Below are 4,212 nucleotides of genomic sequence, written 5' to 3'. Positions count from 1 at the left end.
CTTTGTTTTGGTCTTGGATAAGTCATCCAACCCCATTATAAAGGACTTTTTTATGTGTTGAAACAGTTAAATTATTTAATGCAACACTAGTGATTGAGAACAAGTTAACTTATACAGAAGCTGCTGAAAAGCATCAAGTAAGCTACAATAACATTTATTCGTGGGTGAATAAGTACAAAAAACATGGACCAAAAGGTCTTGAAGATAATCGCGGGAGAGGAAAGCCATCTGAACTCCAGACTGAAGAAGAACGCTTAGACGCAGAAATAGAAGCACTGAAAGCCAGAAATAAATGGCTAGAGATGGAGAATGATGCGTTAAAAAAGCGCCGAAAGATCACTGGGAGTCTCAAATCTCAGGAGTTAGACAAGAAGCAGAATACCTAACTATTGAAGAATTAAAACATAAATATCCAATTACCCATCTTTGCGAAATACTGGGAGTTTCTAGAGCTAGTTATTATAAATGGTTGAAACGAGAGCCTTCAGAATCTGAGCTAAAACGTATTAAGCTAATGAAATGGATTAAAGAAATACACGAAACTTTCAAGGGGATCTATGGTTATCGAAGAATGACCATCTTTCTAAACTTCTTTAGGAATGCGAAAGTTAACCATAAATGTGTTTATCGCTTAATGAACATCATGGGAATCAAAGCCGTCATTCGCCGTAAAAGAAAGAACTATGTCCCGCATAAAGTGGAACATTTAGCTGAAAACATCTTAGATCGTGATTTTTGGGCTGAAAACCCGATGGAAAAGTTACTAACTGATGTCACTGAGTTTAAATTAACCAATGGAACGAAACGTTACTTAAGTGCCATTCTTGACCTGGGGTCAAAGAAAATAGTCGCTTATCAGACGAGCAATCGGAATGACAATCCTTTAGTCTTAGATACCATGAAACAAATTACTGATGATGTAAAACTAGGAACAACACTTATCCATAGCGATCGTGGTTCTCAATATACTTCACACGCATTTAACAAAGTGGTTGAAGATAATGATTTGATTCATAGCATGTCACGCGTTTCAAAATGTATTGACAATGGTCCTATGGAGGGCTTTTGGGGGACCTTAAAGGTCGAGATGTTTAATTTAGATACATTTGACACCCCTGAATATTTAGACCAAAAAATTAAAGAATACATTGGATAGGCTACACTAAGTTGGACAATAATTATAAGGTCTTATACACTTAAGTCAAAAAACAGCGGAGGAAAAACATTATGACTCGAAGAGAGAGAAGATCATTCTCAAAAGACTTTAAAGAACAAGTTGTCCAACTGCATTTAGCTGGTAAGCCTAGGGTGGAGATTATTAGGGAATATGATCTAACTCCTTCAACTTTTGATAAATGGGCCCGCCAACACCATTCAAGTGGTTCTTTCCAGGAAAAAGACAATCGTTCCCCTGAAGAAACGGAATTAATCCAGCTTCGAAAAGAAAATCAGCGTCTCATGATGGAGGTTGATATTTTAAAACAAGCAGCGCTGATAATGGGACGAAAGTAGATGTGATTCGGAATAACCTCCACAAATACTCGGTATCAGCAATGTGCGAAGTCCTGCAAATTTCAAGAAGTACCTACTATTACGAAGCAAAACAACAGGATAATCAAGAACAAGAGCTGACAAAGTTAATCGTCCAGATTTTTAAAGATAGTCACAGCATTTATGGGCAGAGAAAAATAAAAGTTGAACTCCGAAAGCTCGGTTGGCAAGTTTCACGTCGTCGAATTAGCCGAATCATGAAAGAACAAGGGCTTCTATCTAAATATACGGTCGCTCAATTCAAACCAATGAAATCATCAGTCAATGAGTCTGAAACAGCTAATGTACTGAATCGAAAATTCAATCAAGAGAAAGAATTAACAGTCATTGTCAGTGATTTAACTTATGTGCGTGTGAAGCAAAGATGGCATTACATTTGTGTCTTAGTAGATTTATATAATCGCGAGATTATTGGCTATAGCTCCGGTCCTAATAAGAATGCGGAGTTAGTTCAACGTGCTTTTTCAACGGTACCATACAACCTGAATCGTCTTGAATTATTCCATACAGACCGAGGAAGTGAATTTAAAAATCAATTCATCGATAAAGCACTTGATGCCTTTGGCATTAAACGCTCTTTAAGCAACAAAGGCACACCCTATGATAACGCTGTAGCAGAAGCAACTTTCAAAACGATTAAAACAGAATTCATTAATGGCCGGGTTTTTGATCACCAAAAAGAACTGGATCTTGAACTGTTTGACTACGTTAATTGGTACAATACGATTCGTATTCATGGATCTTTGGGTTACTTATCACCACAAGAATACAAACTATCAAACCTTTAAAAAGTTGTCTAATTTAGTGTTGACACACCACATTGAGTTCTTTAATAATGAACGAGTGACTTTAGAAATGGGCTTAGCGATTCCTACCGAAGAAGAAATTCTGGAGAAGATTGCGTAAATTTACGAAAAAAACCATACACTTTTAGATGTATGGTTCAAAAATTATTTATTTTTTTACCTGTCTACTTGACAGGGGGCAGTTCAAACCAAGGATTGTTACTTTTTTTATTCAATCGATTGACTTTGACTGTCTTTTAAAGAAAATTTCAGATTTTAAGTGGATGATTTATATCAATTAATCTTATAAAGCTAATGAGTATGAATCAATTTTACTTACTTGTAGTTAAGACAAACTCATAAAATTTAGTTGATTACATATTTTAAATTAATAAGCGCCCCTTACATTAGATTTGTAAGGACGCTTATTTACAAGAATAAAACCAAGCCTTCGAAATTCAATTTGTAGTTTATTGGTTAAATAGCTTTTTTTGTTGTTCAGCCAGTAAGTCGAGTTTTTCTTGTGCTTCTCTGTTCAACCTTACAAAGTCTCTTTGAAAAGCCCAGAAAATTGCAGAAGTTGGTGTATATTCCTCTACCAATCTTTCCAGATCTGGACTGTTTGATGAGTAATAATCCCCTAGAAACTCAAGACCATTTTCCCAGCTTTTCAGCTTATTTAATACATCTTCTAAATCAATAATTTCTGAGTATACATTTATCTTGTTTTCAGACATAGTCATTCCTCCAATAATGTTAGTTAGTCGTACTTTTGCAGTAATCAAACAGCTTTTTTGACTTGAATAGAGATTTAACACTAAATATAGTTTACCAAAACTAATGGGAATTACTGTAGCTGCTATCCGCTAGATTTTAAAATTTATATGGTAAAATTTAAATTAAGTATACTTTTATTAAATGCAAAAGAGTTTCTTGAAATCTTACTAAGTTATCCTAGTATTTAATGTAGCTGAAAAATTATAGGGGAATCCACTTGCCTAAGAATGTAGCACTAATATGCTATTCTAATGAAATTATTTTTTTACATAATCTTATTTTAAAAAGAGAAAGGTTCAATTTTTTAAACAATAACAAGCATAGCAATCCTAGTGATTTCTGTATAAAGGGAGGTATTAAGCATGAATAAGGATGAAAAGAAAATTACATCAGGAAATCATTCATCAAGTATTACAGGATCGCTGCCTTTTGACGGAAGATAGATAGTGGGCGCAACTCCAGATAAGAAAATTCCGAGTCATGGAACTGATCGGTTTGGTGTTGGATATGCAATTGATTTTATGGCAGTGGATAGCCAAAATAAAACAAGCAGGCAAACGAGTTGGAGGACAGTATTGAGTTCTGAGTCTCCTAAGATCTTTTATGCATTCGGGAAGCCTATCTATTCACCAGTTTCTGGGAGAATTATCAGTATTCATAATGGAGAACCAGACCACGAAGCGTATCGTTCACTATTCACTTTAATTCCCTATGCTGTCACGCAAATGAAAAGAGTTCGTCAAGGACCGAAAGCAATTGGCTGTAAAGAACAGTTATAAAATGTAGGAAAATGACAATGTAAAATTGTTGGTTTTCCTACATTTTTTATATACTCTTCTTATCCCCTATAGAATTGGAGTGGAATAGGAATGAGAAGAGATATCAGAGAAGGAGTGAAAAAACATATGATTGATGGCATAAAGCCCAATTATACTGCGTTAGCGGAACAATACGGATGTGACTATCGTACGGTTAAAGCAGCGTATGAAGAAGCGTTACAAGGTAATAAACCTAAAACAAGGAGGACATATCCGAGTAAATTAGATTCATTCAAACAAATCATAGATACTAAGTTAGAAGATCAATGTACCGCTAAAAG

The 4,212-nt window shown here is 35.0% G+C and carries 4 protein-coding genes and 2 pseudogenes; 5 read left to right on the top strand and 1 reads right to left on the bottom strand.

What is annotated here, in order from left to right:
• Nucleotides 1–77: 77 nt before the first annotated feature.
• The 3 genes and pseudogenes from BM212_RS12075 to BM212_RS12065 all read left to right on the top strand — a co-directional run.
• Nucleotides 78–386, top strand: a pseudogene (locus BM212_RS12075) (helix-turn-helix domain-containing protein); the annotation flags it as partial.
• Nucleotides 353–1,156, top strand: a complete 804-nt coding sequence (locus BM212_RS12070) for an IS3 family transposase (protein ID WP_143744967.1) — start codon at nt 353–355, stop codon at nt 1,154–1,156. The pseudogene BM212_RS12075 and the gene BM212_RS12070, both read left to right, overlap by 34 nt.
• A 71-nt stretch (nt 1,157–1,227) precedes the next feature.
• Nucleotides 1,228–2,339, top strand: a protein-coding gene (locus BM212_RS12065) for an IS3 family transposase (protein WP_091898770.1) whose coding sequence is annotated in 2 segments (ribosomal slippage) — nt 1,228–1,483 and nt 1,483–2,339 — 1,113 coding nt in all. Because the reading frame shifts where the segments join, the coding sequence is not laid out codon by codon here.
• 467 nt (nt 2,340–2,806) lie between these two features.
• On the opposite strand, the gene BM212_RS12060 is transcribed toward BM212_RS12065, so the two are convergent.
• Complete coding sequence (locus BM212_RS12060; protein WP_091898768.1) at nt 2,807–3,073, bottom strand: hypothetical protein; 267 nt, start codon at nt 3,071–3,073, stop codon at nt 2,807–2,809.
• Between the two features lie 486 nt (nt 3,074–3,559).
• Between BM212_RS12060 and BM212_RS12055 the strand changes: the two genes are divergently transcribed.
• Nucleotides 3,560–3,892 carry a hypothetical protein gene (locus BM212_RS12055; RefSeq protein ID WP_091898766.1) on the top strand — a complete coding sequence of 111 codons (333 nt, stop codon included), beginning with the start codon at nt 3,560–3,562 and terminating at the stop codon, nt 3,890–3,892.
• A gap of 90 nt (nt 3,893–3,982) precedes the next feature.
• A pseudogene (locus BM212_RS12050) lies at nt 3,983–4,212 on the top strand (IS21 family transposase); the annotation flags it as partial.

The organism is Marinilactibacillus piezotolerans (assembly GCF_900114235.1).
Taxonomy (GTDB): Bacteria; Bacillota; Bacilli; order Lactobacillales; family Carnobacteriaceae_A; genus Marinilactibacillus; species Marinilactibacillus piezotolerans.
Note: the sequence above shows the minus strand (reverse complement) of the source record. Positions and strands in the feature narration are given on the sequence as shown.

What these genes read in the sequence shown, in the direction of transcription:
- BM212_RS12060 (WP_091898768.1), bottom strand. Translation starts at nt 3,073, where the DNA reads ATGTCTGAAAACAAGATAAATGTATACTCAGAAATTATTGATTTAGAA.